This is a genomic window from Lapillicoccus jejuensis (assembly GCF_006715055.1).
Taxonomy (GTDB): Bacteria; Actinomycetota; Actinomycetes; order Actinomycetales; family Dermatophilaceae; genus Lapillicoccus; species Lapillicoccus jejuensis.
In genome coordinates, this window is record NZ_VFMN01000001.1 from 2,303,597 (window position 1) to 2,321,221 (window position 17,625).

General features: G+C 73.4%; 13 protein-coding genes and 1 pseudogene. 7 read left to right on the forward strand and 7 right to left on the reverse strand.

Going from position 1 to position 17,625, the window contains the following annotated elements; translation table 11 throughout:
* Positions 1 to 26: 26 nt before the first annotated feature.
* From FB458_RS21880 to pstC, 3 genes and pseudogenes are all read right to left on the reverse strand, one after another.
* Positions 27 to 818: a phosphate ABC transporter ATP-binding protein gene (locus tag FB458_RS21880; RefSeq protein ID WP_246061543.1), complete on the reverse strand. Its 792-nt coding sequence runs from the start codon at positions 816 to 818 to the stop codon at positions 27 to 29.
* A gap of 222 nt (positions 819 to 1,040) precedes the next feature.
* Positions 1,041 to 1,862 (reverse strand): annotated as a pseudogene (gene pstA / locus FB458_RS21885) (phosphate ABC transporter permease PstA); the annotation flags it as partial.
* A gap of 224 nt (positions 1,863 to 2,086) precedes the next feature.
* Complete coding sequence (pstC, locus tag FB458_RS10965) at positions 2,087 to 3,082, reverse strand: phosphate ABC transporter permease subunit PstC (protein WP_246061165.1); 996 nt, start codon at positions 3,080 to 3,082, stop codon at positions 2,087 to 2,089.
* A gap of 227 nt (positions 3,083 to 3,309) precedes the next feature.
* Here pstC and FB458_RS10970 point away from each other — a divergent pair, with 227 nt between their 5' ends.
* From FB458_RS10970 to FB458_RS10985, 4 genes are all read left to right on the forward strand, one after another.
* Positions 3,310 to 5,748 carry a type 2 periplasmic-binding domain-containing protein gene (locus tag FB458_RS10970; protein ID WP_141848523.1) on the forward strand — a complete coding sequence of 813 codons (2,439 nt, stop codon included), beginning with the start codon at positions 3,310 to 3,312 and terminating at the stop codon, positions 5,746 to 5,748.
* The gene (locus FB458_RS10975) at positions 5,745 to 6,746 is read left to right on the forward strand and encodes a sortase (protein WP_141848524.1); all 1,002 of its coding nucleotides are present in this window, start codon (positions 5,745 to 5,747) and stop codon (positions 6,744 to 6,746) included. Before FB458_RS10970 ends, FB458_RS10975 begins: the two co-directional genes overlap by 4 nt.
* The gene (locus tag FB458_RS10980) at positions 6,743 to 7,246 is read left to right on the forward strand and encodes a hypothetical protein (protein WP_141848525.1); all 504 of its coding nucleotides are present in this window, start codon (positions 6,743 to 6,745) and stop codon (positions 7,244 to 7,246) included. The genes FB458_RS10975 and FB458_RS10980 overlap by 4 nt, the downstream gene beginning before the upstream one ends.
* Before the next feature lie 143 nt (positions 7,247 to 7,389).
* Positions 7,390 to 8,550, forward strand: coding sequence for a substrate-binding domain-containing protein (locus FB458_RS10985; RefSeq protein ID WP_141848526.1), 1,161 nt, complete (start codon positions 7,390 to 7,392; stop codon positions 8,548 to 8,550).
* A gap of 48 nt (positions 8,551 to 8,598) precedes the next feature.
* Here the strand turns inward: FB458_RS10985 and FB458_RS10990 are convergent, their stop codons facing one another.
* A complete protein-coding gene (locus tag FB458_RS10990) occupies positions 8,599 to 10,071 on the reverse strand; it encodes a DNA polymerase IV (protein ID WP_141848527.1) in 1,473 nt (490 codons plus the stop codon).
* Positions 10,072 to 10,151: 80 nt separating this feature from the next.
* Here FB458_RS10990 and FB458_RS10995 point away from each other — a divergent pair, with 80 nt between their 5' ends.
* Complete coding sequence (locus tag FB458_RS10995) at positions 10,152 to 10,952, forward strand: DUF4118 domain-containing protein (protein ID WP_141848528.1); 801 nt, start codon at positions 10,152 to 10,154, stop codon at positions 10,950 to 10,952.
* Between the two features lie 83 nt (positions 10,953 to 11,035).
* On the opposite strand, the gene FB458_RS11000 is transcribed toward FB458_RS10995, so the two are convergent.
* A complete protein-coding gene (locus FB458_RS11000) occupies positions 11,036 to 12,664 on the reverse strand; it encodes a dolichyl-phosphate-mannose--protein mannosyltransferase (RefSeq protein WP_246061166.1) in 1,629 nt (542 codons plus the stop codon).
* Positions 12,652 to 13,491 (reverse strand): CPBP family intramembrane glutamic endopeptidase, encoded by an 840-nt coding sequence (locus FB458_RS11005; protein ID WP_211356008.1) that lies wholly within the window; start codon positions 13,489 to 13,491, stop codon positions 12,652 to 12,654. The genes FB458_RS11000 and FB458_RS11005 overlap by 13 nt, the downstream gene beginning before the upstream one ends.
* A gap of 134 nt (positions 13,492 to 13,625) precedes the next feature.
* Here FB458_RS11005 and FB458_RS11010 point away from each other — a divergent pair, with 134 nt between their 5' ends.
* Positions 13,626 to 14,228, forward strand: a complete 603-nt coding sequence (locus FB458_RS11010; RefSeq protein WP_141848529.1) for a hypothetical protein — start codon at positions 13,626 to 13,628, stop codon at positions 14,226 to 14,228.
* Between the two features lie 39 nt (positions 14,229 to 14,267).
* Positions 14,268 to 15,836, forward strand: coding sequence for a GAF domain-containing protein (locus tag FB458_RS22075; protein ID WP_141848530.1), 1,569 nt, complete (start codon positions 14,268 to 14,270; stop codon positions 15,834 to 15,836).
* Between the two features lie 74 nt (positions 15,837 to 15,910).
* Here the strand turns inward: FB458_RS22075 and FB458_RS11020 are convergent, their stop codons facing one another.
* Positions 15,911 to 17,539, reverse strand: coding sequence for a methyl-accepting chemotaxis protein (locus tag FB458_RS11020; protein ID WP_141848531.1), 1,629 nt, complete (start codon positions 17,537 to 17,539; stop codon positions 15,911 to 15,913).
* Positions 17,540 to 17,625: the final 86 nt, after the last annotated feature.

Below are 17,625 nucleotides of genomic sequence, written 5' to 3' on the forward strand. Positions count from 1 at the left end.
AGGTCTCCTGGGAAGCGTTGAATGGCTCAGCCGAAGCGGCCGTTGACGTAGTCCTCGGTCCGCCGGTCGACCGGCCGCTCGAAGACGTCGGACGTCCAGCCGTGCTCGATGACCCGGCCGGGCTCGTTCTCGGCGGCCAGGAAGAAGGCGCAGAAGTCCGAGACGCGCTGGGCCTGCTGCATGTTGTGGGTGACGATGATGACGGTGACGTCCTGGGACAGCTGCTGGATGGTGTCCTCGATCCGGCGGGTGGAGGTCGGGTCGAGCGCCGAGCAGGGTTCGTCCATGAGCAGCACGTTGGGACGCACGGCCAGCGACCGGGCGATGCACAGACGCTGCTGCTGACCGCCGGAGAGCGCGCCACCCGGTGCGTCGAGCCGGTCACGCACCTCGCGCCACAGCCCCGCCCGCTCGAGGCTCTGCTCGACCAGCGCGTCCTTGTCCGAGCAGCCCAGGCCGCCGAGCTTGAGACCGGACAGCACGTTGTCGCGGATGCTCATGGCGGGGAACGGGTTCGGCTTCTGGAAGACCATGCCGACCCGGGCGCGCACCTGTTGCGCCCGCATCGTCCGGGCGTAGATGTCCTCGCCGTCGAGCAGCACCTCGCCCGAGAGCGTGGCGCTCGGTACGAGCTCGTGCATCCGGTTGAGGATGCGCAGGAAGGTCGACTTGCCGCAGCCGGACGGGCCGATGAGGGCGGTGACCCTGTTCTCCGGCATGACGAGGTCGACGCCCTCGAGGACGAGCCGGTCGCCGAACCAGGCGCAGACGTCGACCGCCTCGACGGCGGCGGCGCCGGGGGGCGGACCCCCGGTCACGCGGATGGCGTCGAAGCGGGTCGCCGGCAGGACGGCGGTGTCGGGCTCGGTCGCGGTGGCGCTCACGGGCGTCCTTTCGGTGCTGTCGGTGGAGGAGGCGCCCCGGCCCGGCAGCGCGAGGGCCGGCCGCGGCAGCCGCGGCCGGCTCGGGAGCCGCAGGACCCCGCGGCCCAGGGCTCGGGCGAGGACGAAGAGGGCGAGGACGACGACGATGAGGACGAGCGCGCCGACGTACCCGCGGTCGGCCTCGTTCTGCGACGGGGACTTGACCAGGCGGAAGACGAACAGCGGCAGGCTCTCCTGCTGCCCCGAGAAGGGGTTGGTGTTGAGGATGGTCGTCCCGAACGCGGTGAAGAGCAGCGGCGCGGTCTCGCCGACGATGCGGGCCAGGCCGAGCACGACCGCGGTCGTCACGCCGGTGCGCGCGGTCGGCAGGACGACCGAGAACACGGTCCGGCCACGGCTGGCGCCGAGGGCGAGCGAGGCCTCGCGCAGCCCGTCGGGCACGAGGCGCAGGACGACCTCGACGGTGCGGGTGACCGTCGGCAGCATGACGAGCGAGAGGGCGAGTGAGGCCATGAAGCCGTCGAACCCGAAGACGCTCCACCCGAAGGGGCGGGTGACGATGAGGGCCGAGTAGATGAACAGGCCGGCGACGATGGAGGGCAGTCCGCTCATCGCGTCGACGATGATCCGCACCCAGCGGCGCATCCGGCTGCGGGTCTCGTTGAGGAAGACCGCGGTGACGACACCGAGCGGCAGCACCATGAGCAGCGCCACCCCGGCCTGCTCCAGGGTGCCGACGATGGCGTGCAGACCGCCGCCCTGCTCGGCCGGCTGGTCGGGGCCGACCTTGGTCAGGTCGTGGGTGAAGAAGCCGGGGGTCAGGTGCGGCAGGCCGCGGCCCACGACGTACAGCAGCAGGCTGACGAGCGGGACGAGCAGCAGGACGGCCGCGGTCGTCAGCGCCATGGTCGCCATCCGGTCGCGGGCGGCGAGCACGCCCTGCTGGTCGCGGGTGACGGCGTACGTCATCCCCATCATCAGCAGGTACCAGACCACGAGGTCGGCCAGCCAGCCCGGCGAGCTGACGAGGACGTGCAGGAGGAGCACGGTCAGGAGCAGGGCGGAGGCGGCGCAGCCGGCCACGAGAGCGATGTCGGCGCCGGTCCAGCGCGCCGGCCGGACCCGCTCGCGCGGCGGCGCGGTGCGGGAGGGGGCGCTGAGGATGGGGGTGCCGGGCTGCTCGGGCGGGGCGCTGAGGGTGGTCACGCGTCCACCCCCGCACCCGAGCGGCTGCGCGAGATGATGAGGCTCGCGACGAAGTTCGTCGTCAGGGTGAACGCGAAGAGCACGAGGCCCGCCGCCAGCAGACCGGACAGGGCGAGCCCGCTGGCGCCGGTGTTGACGGCGATGAACCCGGCGATGGTCGAGCCGCCGTACTGGAAGACGTGGACCACCGAGATCGGCGACTGCGGCAGCAGGAGCGAGACGGCGATCGTCTCCCCGAGCGCGCGGCCCAGGCCCAGCATCGAGCCGCCGATGATCCCGCCGCGGCCGAACGGCACGACGACCGTGCGCAGCATGTCCCACCGGGTCGAGCCGAGCGCGAGGGCCGCCTCCTTCTCGCCCGGCGGCACCTGCATGAAGACCTCGCGGACGACCGAGGTGATGATCGGCAGGACCATGAGCGAGACGACCAGCCCGGCGAAGAAGTAGGACGAGATCAACGGCTTGTCGGCCTCGACCCGGAAGAGCGGGATGAAGCCCAGGTGCGTCGAGAGGAAGCGCGCGACGGGCTCGAGGTACGGCGTGAGGAACGCGAAGCCCCACAGGCCGTAGAGGAGCGAGGGCAGCGCGGCCAGCAGGTCGAGCAGGCCCATCATCGTCGAGCGGACCCGGCCCTGCGCGACGTCGGTGATGAACAGGGCGGTGCACACGCTGACCGGCACCGCGATGAGGACGGCGATGAGGGCGACGACGACGGTGCCGACGAGCAGCCCGAGGACGCCGAGGACCGGGGGGTTCCCCACGACGCTGAACTCGACCGTCGTGAAGAAGCTCCAGCCGCGCGCCTCGAGCGCCGGCCACGCCTCACGGACGAGGAAGACCGCGATGAGGGTGAGCAGGAGCAGGACGACGAGCCCCGACGTCGTCGTCGCGCCCGTGAAGGCGCGGTCGACCGCGGACGGGGTGTCGGTCGGGCGCCGGCCCCGCAGGGGTCGGCGTTCGGGCGCGCTGGAGCGCAGCGGAGTGGCGGCCACGGGCAGCGAGTGTCTGGACGTCCCGTGTACGTCCGGTCGGGCGGGAGGTGAACGCCAGACGACGCGGATCCGTCCGCGCGGCAACGACGTTCGGCATTGTCCGTTCTGTGACGATGACCGGCCGTGGATCGGCTTGACCCCGCCTGAGAGCGGGCCGCACGATGTCCGCGGTCACCCGGTCCGTGGGGACGTCACCGGCCCTGACCCTGACTCCTGGAAGGGATCCCATGTCGTCTCGCGGTGCCCTCCGTCGCGCGCGCCCGCGCACGCCCCGCACCATCGCCGGTGTCCTCGTCACCCTCCTGCTCGGGGCGGTCGTCGCCGCGACCGGCGCGCCGGTCGCCGCGGCGCCGGCTGCCGCCGCACCGGCCGCGACCTCCGCCACGACGCTCACGCTGAAGGACCCGAACAGCGCGGTCACCCTCGAGGTCACCCCCGGTGACCCGACGGCCTACCGCCAGGGCGACGTCGTCCACCTGCGGTTCGCCGGCATCCCGGCGGGCGGCTACGTCAACGCGCTCGGGACCTGCCCGGCCTCCGGGCTCCCGGGGGTCAGCGTCAAGGAGCTCGACCGCAAGGGCAAGACCCTGCTCAACCCCGGTCGGCTGTTCAACCTGTGCAACAAGCACCTGCCGACCAACCTGCCGGGGAGCACGGACCCGACCGGGGGCGAGAGCCCCGGGCTGTCGACCGCGCTGGCCAACGTGTACCCGCGCACCGACGGCACCCTCGACGTCGACTTCCGGGTCGGGTCCGGCGACCAGGTGGAGGCCGACGCCCCGATCGGTTACCTCAACAACTACCTGCAGGTGGAGCCGGCGCTGCCCAAGCTGGTCTGCGACGCGACCCACGGGTGCGTCATCGGCTTCTCCGTCAACGTCTCGGGCGCGACCACCCACTGGTCGGACCTGACCAGCCTGACCATCGCGCCCGGCAAGCCCGCGGGCACGGACACTGGTGCCTGCACCGGGCTGGACCCGAAGCGCACCCTGTCCGCGTCGGGCCCGGAGCGGCTGCAGGACCCCCTCGCCGCGCTCGACCGCGGCTACTGCGCGGCCGGGGCCTCGCCGATCCCGGTGTCCTACGTCGCCTCCGCCGTCGGCGAGGGGCCGACCGGCCCGGTCGGCAACGGCGCGGACCTCGCCTTCGCCGGCTCGCCCGCCCTGAGCGCGACGCCGCTCAAGGCCGGGCAGGTCGCCGTCCCCATCGCCCTCAACGGCGTGAGCGTCGCGCAGGTGGGTGGCATCTCGACGCCGTCGACGACGCCGGGCAAGTTCGCCTACAACCCGCAGGTCGTGGGGTCCCTGGCCCTCACCCCGGCCGACGTCGCGGGGATCGTCCTGCACGCGCAGCCCACGTCGGCCCCCGACTGGCAGTCCGGTGACCTCACCGGCTACAACCCGCTCGGCCGGGCCATCGCCTCGCGGCCGGGCAACGCGGCCCAGCTCGGTGGGTTCGACGCCTCGTACTACGGGCTGCCGTTCGTCATCGCCCCCACACCGGTCTACGGGGTCGGGACCAGCTCGCTGGCCACCGCCCTGTCCGACTACGTCGCCGGGGCGGCGAAGGACTCCTGGGTCTACCCGAGCAACGCCATCAACACCACGCTCGGCCGGTCGGGCAAGCCGGTCGGGCCGCTCACCTCGTTCGACCCGCTCGTCGACCACGGCGCCGACGGCACCTTCCTCACCTACGAGCTGTCGTCGATCAACGGGATCTTCTCCGTGCTGCTGTCCAAGGACAACCCGTCGTACCGTGTCCCCGACGGGCAGCTGACGGTCTGCCCGCCGACCAGCGCCGACGTCACCCCGGAGATCAAGGCCCTGACCAAGGGGTGTCAGCGGTTCGCCGTGCTCGACACGGCGAGCACCGTGGCGCAGGAGCTGACCAGCGCCTCACTCGGGTCCGGGTCCTCGGCCGCCGACTTCGTCGCGCCGTCGACGGCCACCCTGCAGAAGGCGGCGGCCGGCGCGCTCAACGCCAAGGGCTACTTCCCCTCGTCCGCCGGTGCCTACCCGCTCACCTACGTCGAGTACGCCGTCGTCCCGACCGCCCCACTGCTCGACGAGGCGTGCCACCCGCGCACCGCGCAGCAGGCGATGCTCAAGGACTTCCTCACCTGGGCCACCGGCGAGGGCCAGCAGGCCCTGCCCGCCGGCCTGGCCCCGCTGACCCCGGCGCTCGCCGCGCAGGCCAGGGCCGCCCTGGCCAGGATCGGCTCCACCGCGCCCACCGGGGCCTGCGCACCGAAGACCCCGACGCCCACCCCGACCCCCACCCCGACGGCACCCGCCCCGACCGCCGACCCCGGCGTCACCGGCGGCGGCAGCACGACGGGCGGCTCCTCCGTCGGGGTCGGCACGACCGGCGGCACCATCTCGGGCGGCACCTCCGGGGGCGGCGTCCCGTCGGGCACGGGCGCGGCCGCCGCCGGCTCCAGCCCGCCCGGCGCCGTCGCCGAGGCGAAGGAGCGGCAGGCCGCGGGAGTGACCCCGGTGGCCTACGAGCCACCGACGTTCTCCGGCGCGTTGCGCACCTCGCCGGTGTCGTCCGTGGTCGGGCTGCTGCTCCTCCTGCTCCTGGTCGGGGTCGGTGCGGCCTGGGGGGCGGGAGCGCTCGCCCTGCCGGGCCTCGGCCGCCGCGGCGCGGGTGGGCGGGCGGCATGACCACGTCCACGCCGCCGCGTCCCGTCGTGCGCACCGGCCCGAGCCCCACGTCCGGGCGCGGTGAGCGCCGTGCGGCCGAGGGGTCGTTCCACCTGCCGCCCGACCAGGCCGCCCACGTGCCGCCCTCGGGTCCGGAACACGCCGTCCCTGTCGACCCGCGGGCCTGGGCCGTCCGCATCGGTGGTCTGGTCCTCTTCGCGGTGCTGGCCATGCTCATGGTCGCCTACCCGATGGGACCGGTCTTCTCGGCCAAGGCCCAGGTCGACCTCACCCGGCAGCTGCAGTCCGACGTGAGCGAGGCGTACGGCGCCGCGAACGACAGCCTCGACGGCGCGAGCGCCCCCACGCGGGCGCTTCCGGTCGGGTCACCGGTCGCGCTGCTGCAGGTCTCGCGGCTCGGTGAGCAGCAGGCCGTCGTCGAGGGTGCCGGCCCCGCGCAGACCCGCGACGGCGTGGCGCACGTGGCGGGCACCCCCGCCCCCGGCCAGCCCGGCAACGCCGTCCTCGTGGGACGCCGTACGGCGTTCGGCGGCCCGTTCGGCGACCTGACCAGCCTGCGCCCGGGTGACCCGGTCCTCGTCCTCACCGCCCAAGGGCGCAGCGTCTACCAGGTCACGACCGTGACCCACGGACGCGTCGACGACACCGTCTACGACCCGTCCGACGACGACCGCCTCACGCTGCTCTCCTCCGACAGCGCGCTACCGTGGAGCGGCACCCAGGGCGTCACCGTCGTGGCGACCCTCAAGGGCAAGCCCTTCGTCCCGACCCCGCAGAACGGCTTCTCCCCGGAGCTCGACGGGCGGCACGCGGACCCGACCGCGTGGCCGCTGCTGCTGCTCGAGGTGCTGGCCCTCGCCGGCGGAGTCGTGGGGGCCGTCGTGGCCTACCGGCGCTGGTCCCGGCCGATGGCCTACCTCGTGACGACCCCGCCGCTCGTCGCCCTCGTCGTGTTCACCGCCCTCACCGCGACGCGTCTGCTCCCCGGGTGGGCATGAGCGTCGTGGCGGAGCCGGGCTGTGTCACGACCGGGAGCGCGCTGCCGACGCCGCCCCCGCTGGTCACCGAGCCGGTCGTCCCGAGGGCTCGCTTCCAGGTCTACGTCAGCTCGAGCCGCTGCTTCTGGCGGCTGCTCGGGCGCAACAACCGCGCGTACGCACGGTCCCCGCAGGTGACCGTCACGGTGGAGGAGTCGCGCGAGCTCGCCGCGCTCGCCGCGCGCGGGGCGCTGCTCGGCACGGTCGACCTCACGAGCACCAACGGGCGCGAGTGGTCCTGGGTCCTCACCTTCGAGGGCCTGGCCGTGGCCCGTTCCGACGGCTCCTACGGCCGCCGCGTCGAGTGCCTGGCCAGCGTCGAGCGGTTCCGCTCGGTCGCGCCGACGGCGACGACGACGTACGTGCGGCTCATCCCGCGCGACCTCGGGCGGCCGGCGCCCGTCGGGCCGATCGCCGGGATCGTCCGGTCTCGTCCGCGATCGTCCGGGGCCACCGGTTGAGCAGCGCACCGAAGCGGTGCCTGGGAAACCTGTCGGTCGTCGTGCGTTCACCTGAGAACTTGCTTCGCGTTCACCGGACGCTGGCGGACTACTCCGGGCGGCCGACGGGGTCGCTCAACCCGCTCTCACGCAGAGGACACCACATGCGTTCCCTCCGGATGACGCTGCTCACGGTCGCGGTCGCCGCGACCGCCTTGGGCACCGTGGGCGTCGCGCCCGCCCTCGCCCTGCCGAAGTCGGACAAGACCGCCGACACGCTCACCTTCGTCGGGTCCGACACGATCCAGTACGTCGACGACGCGCTCTGCGCGGCCATCAACAACAACACCTTCCTCGACAACCCCAAGCCGAGCACCGGCGCCAAGGACGTCTGCGTCAACGTGCACGCGTTCGCCGGCCCCGGCGAGGCCCAGACCATCACCGCCCCGGCCGACGCCTACGCGGGCGCCTGCACCTGGTCGATCACCCCGAGCGCGGCCCCCGCCGGCTCGACCTGCTCGGGGGCCGGCAAGGAGACCGCCCCCGTCGGCTCCGGCGCGGGCGCCGGCCGCCTCGAGGCCAACCCGGGTGGTGACGCCTCCGTCGACGTGAGCCGCGCGTCGTCGTACCAGTGCAACTCGTCCACGCGCCCGAACCTCGAGTGCTACGACTTCGCCCGCGACGCCGTCGGCTTCGCCACCAACAAGCCCGGCCTGACCCTGACCGTGGCCCAGATCCAGGGCATCTACAACTGCTCCATCACCAGCTGGAGCCAGATCAAGTCCTCGCTGAGCGGCACCATCGAGCGCTTCTTCCCGCAGACGGGCTCGGGCACCGGCTCGTTCTTCGTCTCGAACTTCCTCGGTGGCGTCGACCCGCGCCTGTCCACCACCTGCCCGGCCACCCAGGTCGCGGAGAACGACGGCCGCCCCGTCACCGCCAACGGCATCGTCCCCTTCTCGGCCGGCTCGTGGATCGCCCAGGGCAACGGGGTCACCCCCGACGTCCGCAGCACGGTGACCATCGGCAAGGTCCAGGTCGGCACGACCGCCTTCGCCCCCGTCTCCGGCACCGCCGGCGCGTTCAAGCCCAACACCGCGGCCTTCAACGAGGGCTCGGCCTACCCGGGCGCGCGCTACGTCTTCCACAACATCGACACCCGCTCGCCCTCCTACGCCGCCGCCCTGCGCTTCGTCGGGTTCGACGCCGCCGGCAAGAGCGCGCTGTGCTCCGGCAAGCTGTCCACGACCTTGAAGAAGTACGGCTTCCTGCCGCTCGCCAAGGTCGGCACCGGCGGCGCCTGCCGCCTCAACGTCGCCGCCTGAGCGACACCACGCACGGCCCGTACGACGCCCGTACGACGCCCCCCGCCCTCAGCCGAGGGCGGGGGGCGCCTCGTCGTGCGGCACGTCGTCGGGGTCGCGCCAGTCGGGGGTGTCGGCGGCGCTCAGCGCCGGGTCGTCGGCGCGGAACGTGCGCACCGGTCCCGGCCCCGTGCGCGGTCCCTCGAAGCGGACGGTGACCAGCCCGCGGCCCGACCCCCAGACCCACCCGACGCCCTGCTCGTCGTGGTGGACGTCCTGGCCCGCACGCCAGCGCCGGTCGGCCACGGGACCGAAGAGCGTGACGGCCTCGGTCGGCTCCGTCGGCTCGGTCGGCTCGGTCGGCTCGGTCGGCTCCGTCGGCTCGGTGGGCTCGGTGGGCTCGGTGGGCTCGGTCGGCTCGGCCTCCTCGATGTCCAGAGCGGGCTGGTCGTCGGCCGATGCCTCGTCGAGGGCCAGCTCGGTCTGGACGAAGTCGCTGAGCCCGGACACCCCGACGCCGAGCAGCCGCACCCCGCCGTCGGTCGGGGCGAGCGCGAGCAGGCGGCGCGCGGTGGCGGCGATGACGGCGTCGTCGTCCACCGGCTGGGGGAGGGTGGCCGAGCGGGTCGCGGTCGAGAAGTCGTGACGGCGCACCTTGAGCGTGACGGTCCGTCCGGCGGTCGCGCCGGACCGCAGCCGCTCGCCCACCCGGGCGGCGAGCCGGTCGATCTCGGCGTGCAGCGCCGGCACCGACGTCAGGTCGGTCGGGAAGGTGTCCTCGGCGGAGACCGACTTCGCGTCCCGGGACGAGACGACCGGCCGGTCGTCGAGGGCGCGCGCGAGCCGGTGCAGCCCGCTGCCGTGGGCGGAGCCGAACATCCGCACCAGCGTGGCCTCCTCGACGGCGTACAGGTCGCCGACGGTGTGCACGCCGAGGGTCCGCAGCTTCTGCTCGGTCGCGGGGCCGACGCCGCCGAGCTTGGTCACCGCCAGCGGGTGCAGCAGGTCGAGCTCCTCCCCGGCGGGGACGACGACGACCGCGTCGGGCTTGCGCAGGTCGGAGGCGATCTTGGCCACGAGCTTGCTCGTCCCGATGCCGACCGACGCGGTGAGACCGCCGGTGCCGGTGACGACGTCGGCGCGCAGCGCCTGCGCGAGCTCCTCCACCGCGGCGGGCGAGGTGTCGTGCCCGCCGGCGGCGAGGTCGACGTACGCCTCGTCGATGCTCACCCGCTCCACGAGGGGGGACAGCCGCGCGAGCAGGCCCATGACGACGTCCGAGCTGCGGCGGTAGGCCTCGAAGCGGGGGACGAGGTACGCGGTCCCGGCGGGCAGCAGGCGGCGCGCGTACGCCGTCGCCATGGCCGAGTGCACGCCGAACCGGCGGGCCTCGTACGACGCCGTCGCGACGACCCCGCGGCCGTCGATCCCGCCGACGACGACGGGCCGGCCGCGCAGCGACGGCTTGTCGCGCTGCTCGACCGCGGCGAAGAACGCGTCGAGGTCGAGGTGGAGCACGCACGGGGACGGTCGCGCGCTCACCCGGCCATCATCCCCGCCGGCGCCGTCAAGATCGCGTCAGGGGCCCGGCCACGGCTCGCGGGAGGCGGTGTGATGGCGGTATGGAGAACCTCGCCGCCCGGCTGCGCGTCCTCGGCGCTCCCGGTCCCGCCCTGCGCACCGTCGCCGTGCTCGCGCCGGTGCTCGTCACCGCCCTGCTCGCGCTCGTGCGCGACCAGGTCAGCGCCGCCCCGGCGGCGCTCGTGCTCGTCCTCGTCGTCACCGCCGTCGCCAGCACGGGCGACCGGGTGGCAGCCGTCCTGTCCGCCGTGGTCGGCGGGCTGTCCTTCGACTTCTTCCTCACGGCGCCGTACGAGACCCTCGCGATCAGCAACCGCGACGACGTCGAGGCGTTCGTCCTGGTCGTCCTCGTCGGGCTCGCGGTGACCGAGCTCGCGCTGTGGGGCCGGCGCCGGCAGGCCGAGGCGAGCCGGACGAGCGGGTACCTCGACGGGGCGCTCGCCGCCGCCGAGGTCGTGGCGTCCGCCCCCAGCCGCCCCGGCGAGGGGCCGGCCGACGGCTCGGCCGACCCGCTGGTGCGGGTCGTGACCTGCGAGCTCACCGCGCTGCTGCGGCTCGACGCGTGCCGCTGGGAGCCGGGGCGCACGGCGTCCGGGCGCACGGTCGTCCAGCCCGACGGCAGCCTGCTGCGCGGCGGCCGCACCCTCGACCCCGGCCGCGCGGGCCTGCCCACCGACGACGAGACCTCGCTCCCGGTCCGCCACGGCGGCCAGACCGTCGGCACCCTCGTCCTCACCACCGCCACCGCCGTCCGGCGCCCCTCGCGCGAGCAGCTGCGCGTCGCCGTCCTGCTGGCCGACCAGCTCGGCCGTCGCGTGACGGCACCGGACATTATCGGGTGACCCGATAAACGGGACCTTCGCCGGACGACCGTTCTCCGGCAGAGCCCGACATTATCGGGCGACCCGATAATGTCCGGTGCCGCTCAGACCCAGGAGGGGAACCACATGTGGGCGCGCCAGAAGTCCTGGGGGACGACCTCGGCGACGTAGATCGGGTAGAAGAAGGCGAAGAGGCCGACGGTCAGGGCGCAGAAGAGACCGGTGACGAGCAGGCCGACCTGGCGGCGGCTCCGGGTCGCGGACGGGCCGCCGAGGCACAGGCCGAGGACGTAGGTGCAGGCCAGCACGACGTACGGCACGAAGGCCACGGCGTAGAACGTGAAAATGGTCCGGTCCTGGTAGAGGAACCACGGCAACCACCCGCCGGCGAGGCCGGCGAGGATCGCCCCGGCGCGCCAGTCGCGGCGCAGCGCCCACATGAACAGCAGGACGACGATCGCGATCAGCCCGCCCCACCAGACCGACACGGTCCCGATGGACGTGATCGCCTTCGAGCAGACGGCGACGGTGCAGCCGTCCTGCCCCTTGGTCGGCCCCTCGTAGAAGAACGACGTCGGCCGCCCCTGCAGCATCCAGCTCCACGGGTTGCTCATGTAGGGGTGCGGCGAGTGCAGGTTGATCGAGAAGTCGTACATCTGCCGGTGGTAGTCGGCCAGCGACCGCAGCGGCCCCGGCACCCAGCCGAAGTGCGCCGACGGGTGGGTGTCGGCCCACTGCCGGTTGTAGCCCTGGGTGCTGCGGAACCAGCCCGTCCAGCTCGCGACGTAGACGACCACGGTCGTCACGACGAGCTGCACGAAGGCGTACGGCGCGTCGCGCACCAGCCACGCCCAGCGCCACCCCGGCACCCCCGCGGCCCGCCGGGCGCCCAGGTCCCACAGCACGGTCATCAGCCCGAAGGCGACGACGAAGTACAGACCGGACCACTTGGTCGCGGTCGACAACCCGAGCATCAGCCCGGCCGCCCAGCGCCACGGCCGCCAGCCGAGCGACGGCCCCGTCCGGGTCATCCCCCCACGAGGCAGCGCGGCCACCCGGCGCGCCAGCACCTCCCGGCCGTGGTCGCGGTCGATGAGCAGGAAGCAGAATCCCGCGAAGGCGAAGAACATGACGACGAGGTCGAGCAGCCCGGTGCGCGAGTGCACGAAGTGGTGCCCGTCGAAGGCGAGCAGGATCGCGGCGACCGTCCCCAGCAGCGACGAGCCGAACATCCGCCGCGCCGCGCGACCGACCATGAGGATCGACAGCGTCCCGAGCAGCGCGACCGAGAAGCGCCAGCCGAAGCTGTTGGTGATGCCGAAGAGCCACTCGCCGAGACCGATGACCCACTTCCCGACGGGCGGGTGGACGACGAGGTCGCCGTTGGTGGCGTCGTACACCGTGCGCCAGTGGCCGGCGGTGAAGTTCTGGTCGATCTGCTTGGCGGCGTCCAGGGTGGGGTCGTTGCGCACCTCCACCCCGTACTGGATCATCGACCAGCCCTCCTTGACGTAGTACGTCTCGTCGAAGACCAGCTGGTGGGGGTTGCCGAGGTTCCAGAACCGCAGGAAGCCGCCGATGGCGGCGACGACGAGGGGGCCGAGCCAGCCGAAGAGCCGGTCGCTCGGCCGGACCCCGACCAGCCGGGTCCGCAGCCGTACGTAGCGCTCGCTCGCCAGGTCGCGCAGGTCGCCCGCGGCCTCCCCGGCGCGCTCGAGGGTCACCGCAGCCACGCGAGGTGGTCCTTGAGCAGGGTGTAGCCGACGAAGGCGACGACGTCGAGGATCGTGTGGGCGACGACGAGCGGCCCGACGCGCCGCCACCGCAGGTAGACCAGCGAGAAGACGACGCCCATGACGGCGTTGCCGACGAACGCGCCGAAGCCCTGGTAGAGGTGGTAGCTGCCGCGCAGCAGCGACGACGCCGCGACGGCCAGCGGCAGCCGCCAGTCGAGCTGACGCAACCGGGTCAGCAGGTAGCCGACGACGACGACCTCCTCGAGGACGGCGTTCTGCACGGCGGACAGGACGAGCACCGGCACGGTCCACCACTGGCCCGTGAGGTTGGCCGCCTGCACCTGGGTGTTGACGCCGAGGGCGCGCGCGACGACGTACAGGCCGAGACCCGGGATGCCGATGACGGCGGCGAGCAGGGCGCCCGTGCCGAGGTCGAAGCCCGGCCGCCGGCGGTCGAGCCCGAGGAACCGGCTCGGCGACCACCGCCCGTCGGCGACCGCGGCTGTGGGCGGCTCGACCCGCCGCAGCAGGTAGATCGCCGCCGCCACCGGCACCAGCGCGACGGCGTACCCGGTCAGCTGGTAGGCCAGGTCGAGCCAGGGGCGGTCCGGCGTGACCGAGTTGTTGAGCGAGCTGCTCTGCTGCGAGAGCGCGACCTTCTGGGTGAGCCGGTCGATGATCGCGAGGACCGCGTAGACCGCCGAGGAGCCGAGCGAGAGGCCGAGGACGACGAGCACCTCGCGGCGCAGCAGTCGGCGCCGCTCGGGCGGCACGACCGTCACGTCGCCCCGGTCGCCCATGGAGGGCTCGACGGCGACGGACATGGCGTGCACTCTAAGGGGCGGCTCTGGGTGGCGAGCGGAGCGTCGGTAGGACGCCGCTCCTCGCTCCTTCCCGCCGCGACATTGTCGTACGGCGGGAAGGTCAGATCACGTTCTTCCTCGCCGATAGAGCGGGCATGCCCACGTCCCCACCCGTCCACCGCGACCGCGACGCCGTCGTCGTCTCGCCGTTCGAGGTGGCGGTGCACGGCCAGCGAGCTCCGCTCTTGCGCACGATGGCGGACCTGCTGCGCTCGGCCCGGAGGGCCGAGGCCAAGGCGCGGCTCGCTACCCCGGGGGACGTCGTGCTGGTGTCGGTGGAGCACCGCCGCTTCTGGACGAGGTCGACCCGCGAGGTCTACGAGTCGGTCGCCGCCCGCGGGACGACGGTCGTCGTCTTCGGCGTGGGACTGCCGACCGACCTGTCCGGCGCGCTCGTCCGTCGTCCGGCGCTCGTCGGGATCGGCGAGGACGACCTCCTCGCCGACGAGTGGCTCGTAATCATCTGCCAGCCCCACCGTCGGTGGGGCTTCGTCTCACGTCTCGAGGCGGCCGGTCTGCCGGGAGCCCGCAGCGCACCCCGTGTCCCGCCGGACGACTCGGGCGGCGACGACCTGGCCCGGACCTTCCTGTACGCCGAGCTCAGCGACCCCGTCGGCCTGGAGCGGGCCGCCGCCGTCCTGCTGACCCGGGTCCCGCAGCTGGCGGTCGCCGTGCCGTGGCTGTCCGTCTCCGCCTGACCTGATGACCATGGACCCCGCTCCACCCAGGAGGACCCGATGAAGAGCTGGTTCACCCACCGCGCCGCCGACGACGTGGAGACCGCCACCGGTGTCGGGGAGCTCGACGCCCTGACCCGGGTGATGAGCGTCGTCCGGGGAGCGGCAGCGGCCGACGACGTGGTGCCGGCCGCGCTGCACGCCGTGCGTGAGGCCTTCGGCTGGGACTACGGATCCTCCTGGACCCTCGACGAGGCGGGTGCCCGGATGTGCTTCGCCGCGTCGAGCGGCACCGTGTCGCCGCAGTTCGAGGAGGTCACCCGACGGGCCACCTTCACCCGCGGGGTGGGCCTGGTCGGCCGTGCGTGGTCCACCGGCCGTCCGGTGGTCGTCGCCGATCTGGGTGAGGTCGCCGACTGCGTCCGCGCGCCCGCGGCCCGCGAGCACGGCATCACCTCCGGGGTGTGCCTGCCGATCCGGGTCGACGGGGTGGTGGTGGGGGTCGTCGACTTCCTCAGCTCGACGCGGATGCGGCTCACGCAGGCCCGCCACGACGCTCTGGCCGCTGTCGCCGAGCTGCTGTCCACCGCCCTCAGCGAGCGGCGCGCCACCGAGGTGCAGCGTCTGGCCACCCAGGAGCGGGACGCCGTCATCGGCGTCCTCCTGGCGCTGACCGGCGCGAGCAACGCCGAAGCAGCCGCCCTCGGGGCGTTGGACGCGGTCCGGTCCGAGTTCGGCTGGGCCTACGGCTCCTACTGGAAGGTCGACCCCCGGGACTGCGCCCTGCACTTCGCCGTCGAGAGCGGCACCGTCAGCGACGAGTTCCGTGCCGTCACCCTCTCCGCCTCCTTCCGGGAGGGGGTCGGGCTGTCGGGCCGGGCCTGGCGCACGAAGGACCTCGTCTTCGTCACCGACATCGCGGACGTGCACGACTGCGTCCGTGCGCCGGTGGCCGCTCGGGTAGGCGTCCGCTCGGGGATCTGCTTCCCGATCCTGGTCCGGGGGCACGTGGTCGGCACGATGGACTTCTTCGCCACCGAGGTCCTCACCCCCAGCGCGGAGCGCCTGGCCGTGCTGCGCCGGGTGGGACGCTACGTCTCCGAGGCCCTCGAGAGGATCACCGACCGCGACCTGGGGATCAAGGTGGCCAACCAGCTCACGGCGAGCGTCGCCGAGATCAGCCTGGCCGCGACCGAGGTGGGGGTGTACTCCACCCGGGCCGTCGACCGGGCGGGCCAGGTCACCGGGGTCGTGCGCAACCTCGACACGGCGACCGTGGAGGTGGGCGACGTCGCCTCGCTCATCAGGAACATCGCCGAGCAGACCAACCTGCTCGCTCTCAACGCCACCATCGAGGCCGCCCGGGCCGGCGACGCCGGCAAGGGGTTCGCGGTCGTGGCGTCGGAGGTCAAACAGCTCGCCCAGGCCACCGCCAAGGCCACCGCCGACGCCGCGCAGAAGATCGAGGCCATCCAGAACGGTGCGCGGGACGCAGCGGCTGCGGTGGGCGAGATCACGTCGGTCATCGACGCCCTGTCGGTCGCGCAGCAGAAGATCGAGCGGGTGATCGACGAGGTCGTCGAGCGCCAGGCCGCGCTCACCGAGGAGTTCCAGCGCCAGAACCCCTGACCGGCCGTACGACGAGAGGCGACCGCGGGCTCGGCCCGTGGTCGCCTCTCGTGCGTGGCGGTGGTGCTGATGGGTCAGTGGAAGCGGAAGCCGGCGACCTGGGTCTCGAGGTCGGTGGCGAGGCGGGCGAGCTCGTCGACGGCTTGGGTGGACTGGGTGACGGCGGTGGAGGTGGAGCCGGCGGCGTCGGCGACCCCCCCGATGTTCGCCGCGATCTCGCTCGTGCCGGTCGCGGCCTCCGAGACCGAGCGGCTCATCTCGCTCGTCGTCGCCGTCTGCTCCTCCACGGCGGACGCGATGGTGGTCTGGTAGTCGTCGATGGTGCCGATCACCGTCGAGATCGAGCTGATGGCGACGACGGCCTCCGTCGTCATCTGCTGGATGCTGGAGACACGGGTCGCGATGTCCTCCGTCGCTCGGGCGGTCTCGCGGGCGAGCTCCTTGACCTCACCGGCGACGACGGCGAAGCCCTTGCCGGCGTCGCCGGCGCGGGCGGCCTCGATGGTGGCGTTGAGGGCGAGGAGGTTGGTCTGCTCGGCGATGGAGGTGATGAGCTTGACCACGGCGCCGATCTCGGCCGACGCCGTTCCCAGCGCCGCGACCGTCTCGGTCGTCCGGGCGGCTTCGGCGACCGCCCGCTGCGCGACGGCTGCGGCCTCCGCCGCGTTCGCGGCGATCTCCTGGATCGACGCACCCATCTCCTCGGCGCCGGCGGCGACCGTGGAGACCGAGCGGGAGACCTGCTCGGCCGCCGTCGACACCACCCCGGAGCGGCTGCTGGTCTCCTGCGCCGCCGACGAGATCTGGGTGGTGGAGGCGGCGAGCTGCACCGAGGCGGCGGCGACCGCGGACGCGGACTGGGAGACCCCGGAGAGCAGGTCACGCAGACCGGACTGGGCGTTGGCCAGGGCCTGGGCCATCCGGCCGAGCTCGTCACGGCTCGTCACCCCGGACTCGACGGTGAGGTCGCCCCGGGCCAGGGCGTCCAGACTGCCCTGCACCTTGCGGGCGGTGCCGCGGATGCCGCGCACGACGACGACCGCGACGACGAGTCCGAGCAGCAGACCGACGGCGATCGTCGACAGCATCAACCGCACCGCCGTGTCCGCCGCGGTCGCTGCGGCGGCCTGGGTGCTCCGCGCCCGCTCCTCCTGTACCTTGCCGTCCTGCGCGAACCCGTTACGGGCCGCCGACCCGGCGGGGTTGAGACGGGCCGCGACGATCTTCTCCCCCTCGTCCGGCCTCCCGGCGTCGTACGCCGGGAAGAGCTCCGTCGACGCGATCTGGGCGTACTGCCGGGTGGCGGCGAGGGCGGCGTTGAAGGCCGCGGGGTCGGCCGCGTGGGGGCGGTAGCCCTTGACCCCGGTCTCGATGTCGTCCAGGGCCGCGGTCAGCTTCGTGCGCACCGCGGGGCGGGCGGCGGGGGCGGAGTCGCCGTACTTGAGTGCCGCGATGCGGATGTCGGCGAGGTCGAGCTCGATCTGCTGCAGCTGGCGCAGCGGCACGACCGTCGCCTCGGACAGCTGACGCGTCGCCTCCGTCGCCGAGCGGAGCTCCACGACGCCGACCACGCCGAGCGCGGCGACGACGGCGACGAGCACGCCGACGACGATGCCGATCTGGACGGCGACCGGTCGGTCCGCGAGGAACGTCCCGGGACCCCGCCGGAGGGTCGACGACGGTGAGGTGACGGGAGCGGACATGGGTACCTCCGTAGGCGACGTGGTGACGAGTAGGTCATCGACCGGTCAGCCTCGATATACGAGTAGTTCTCCCGACGTGCGATATG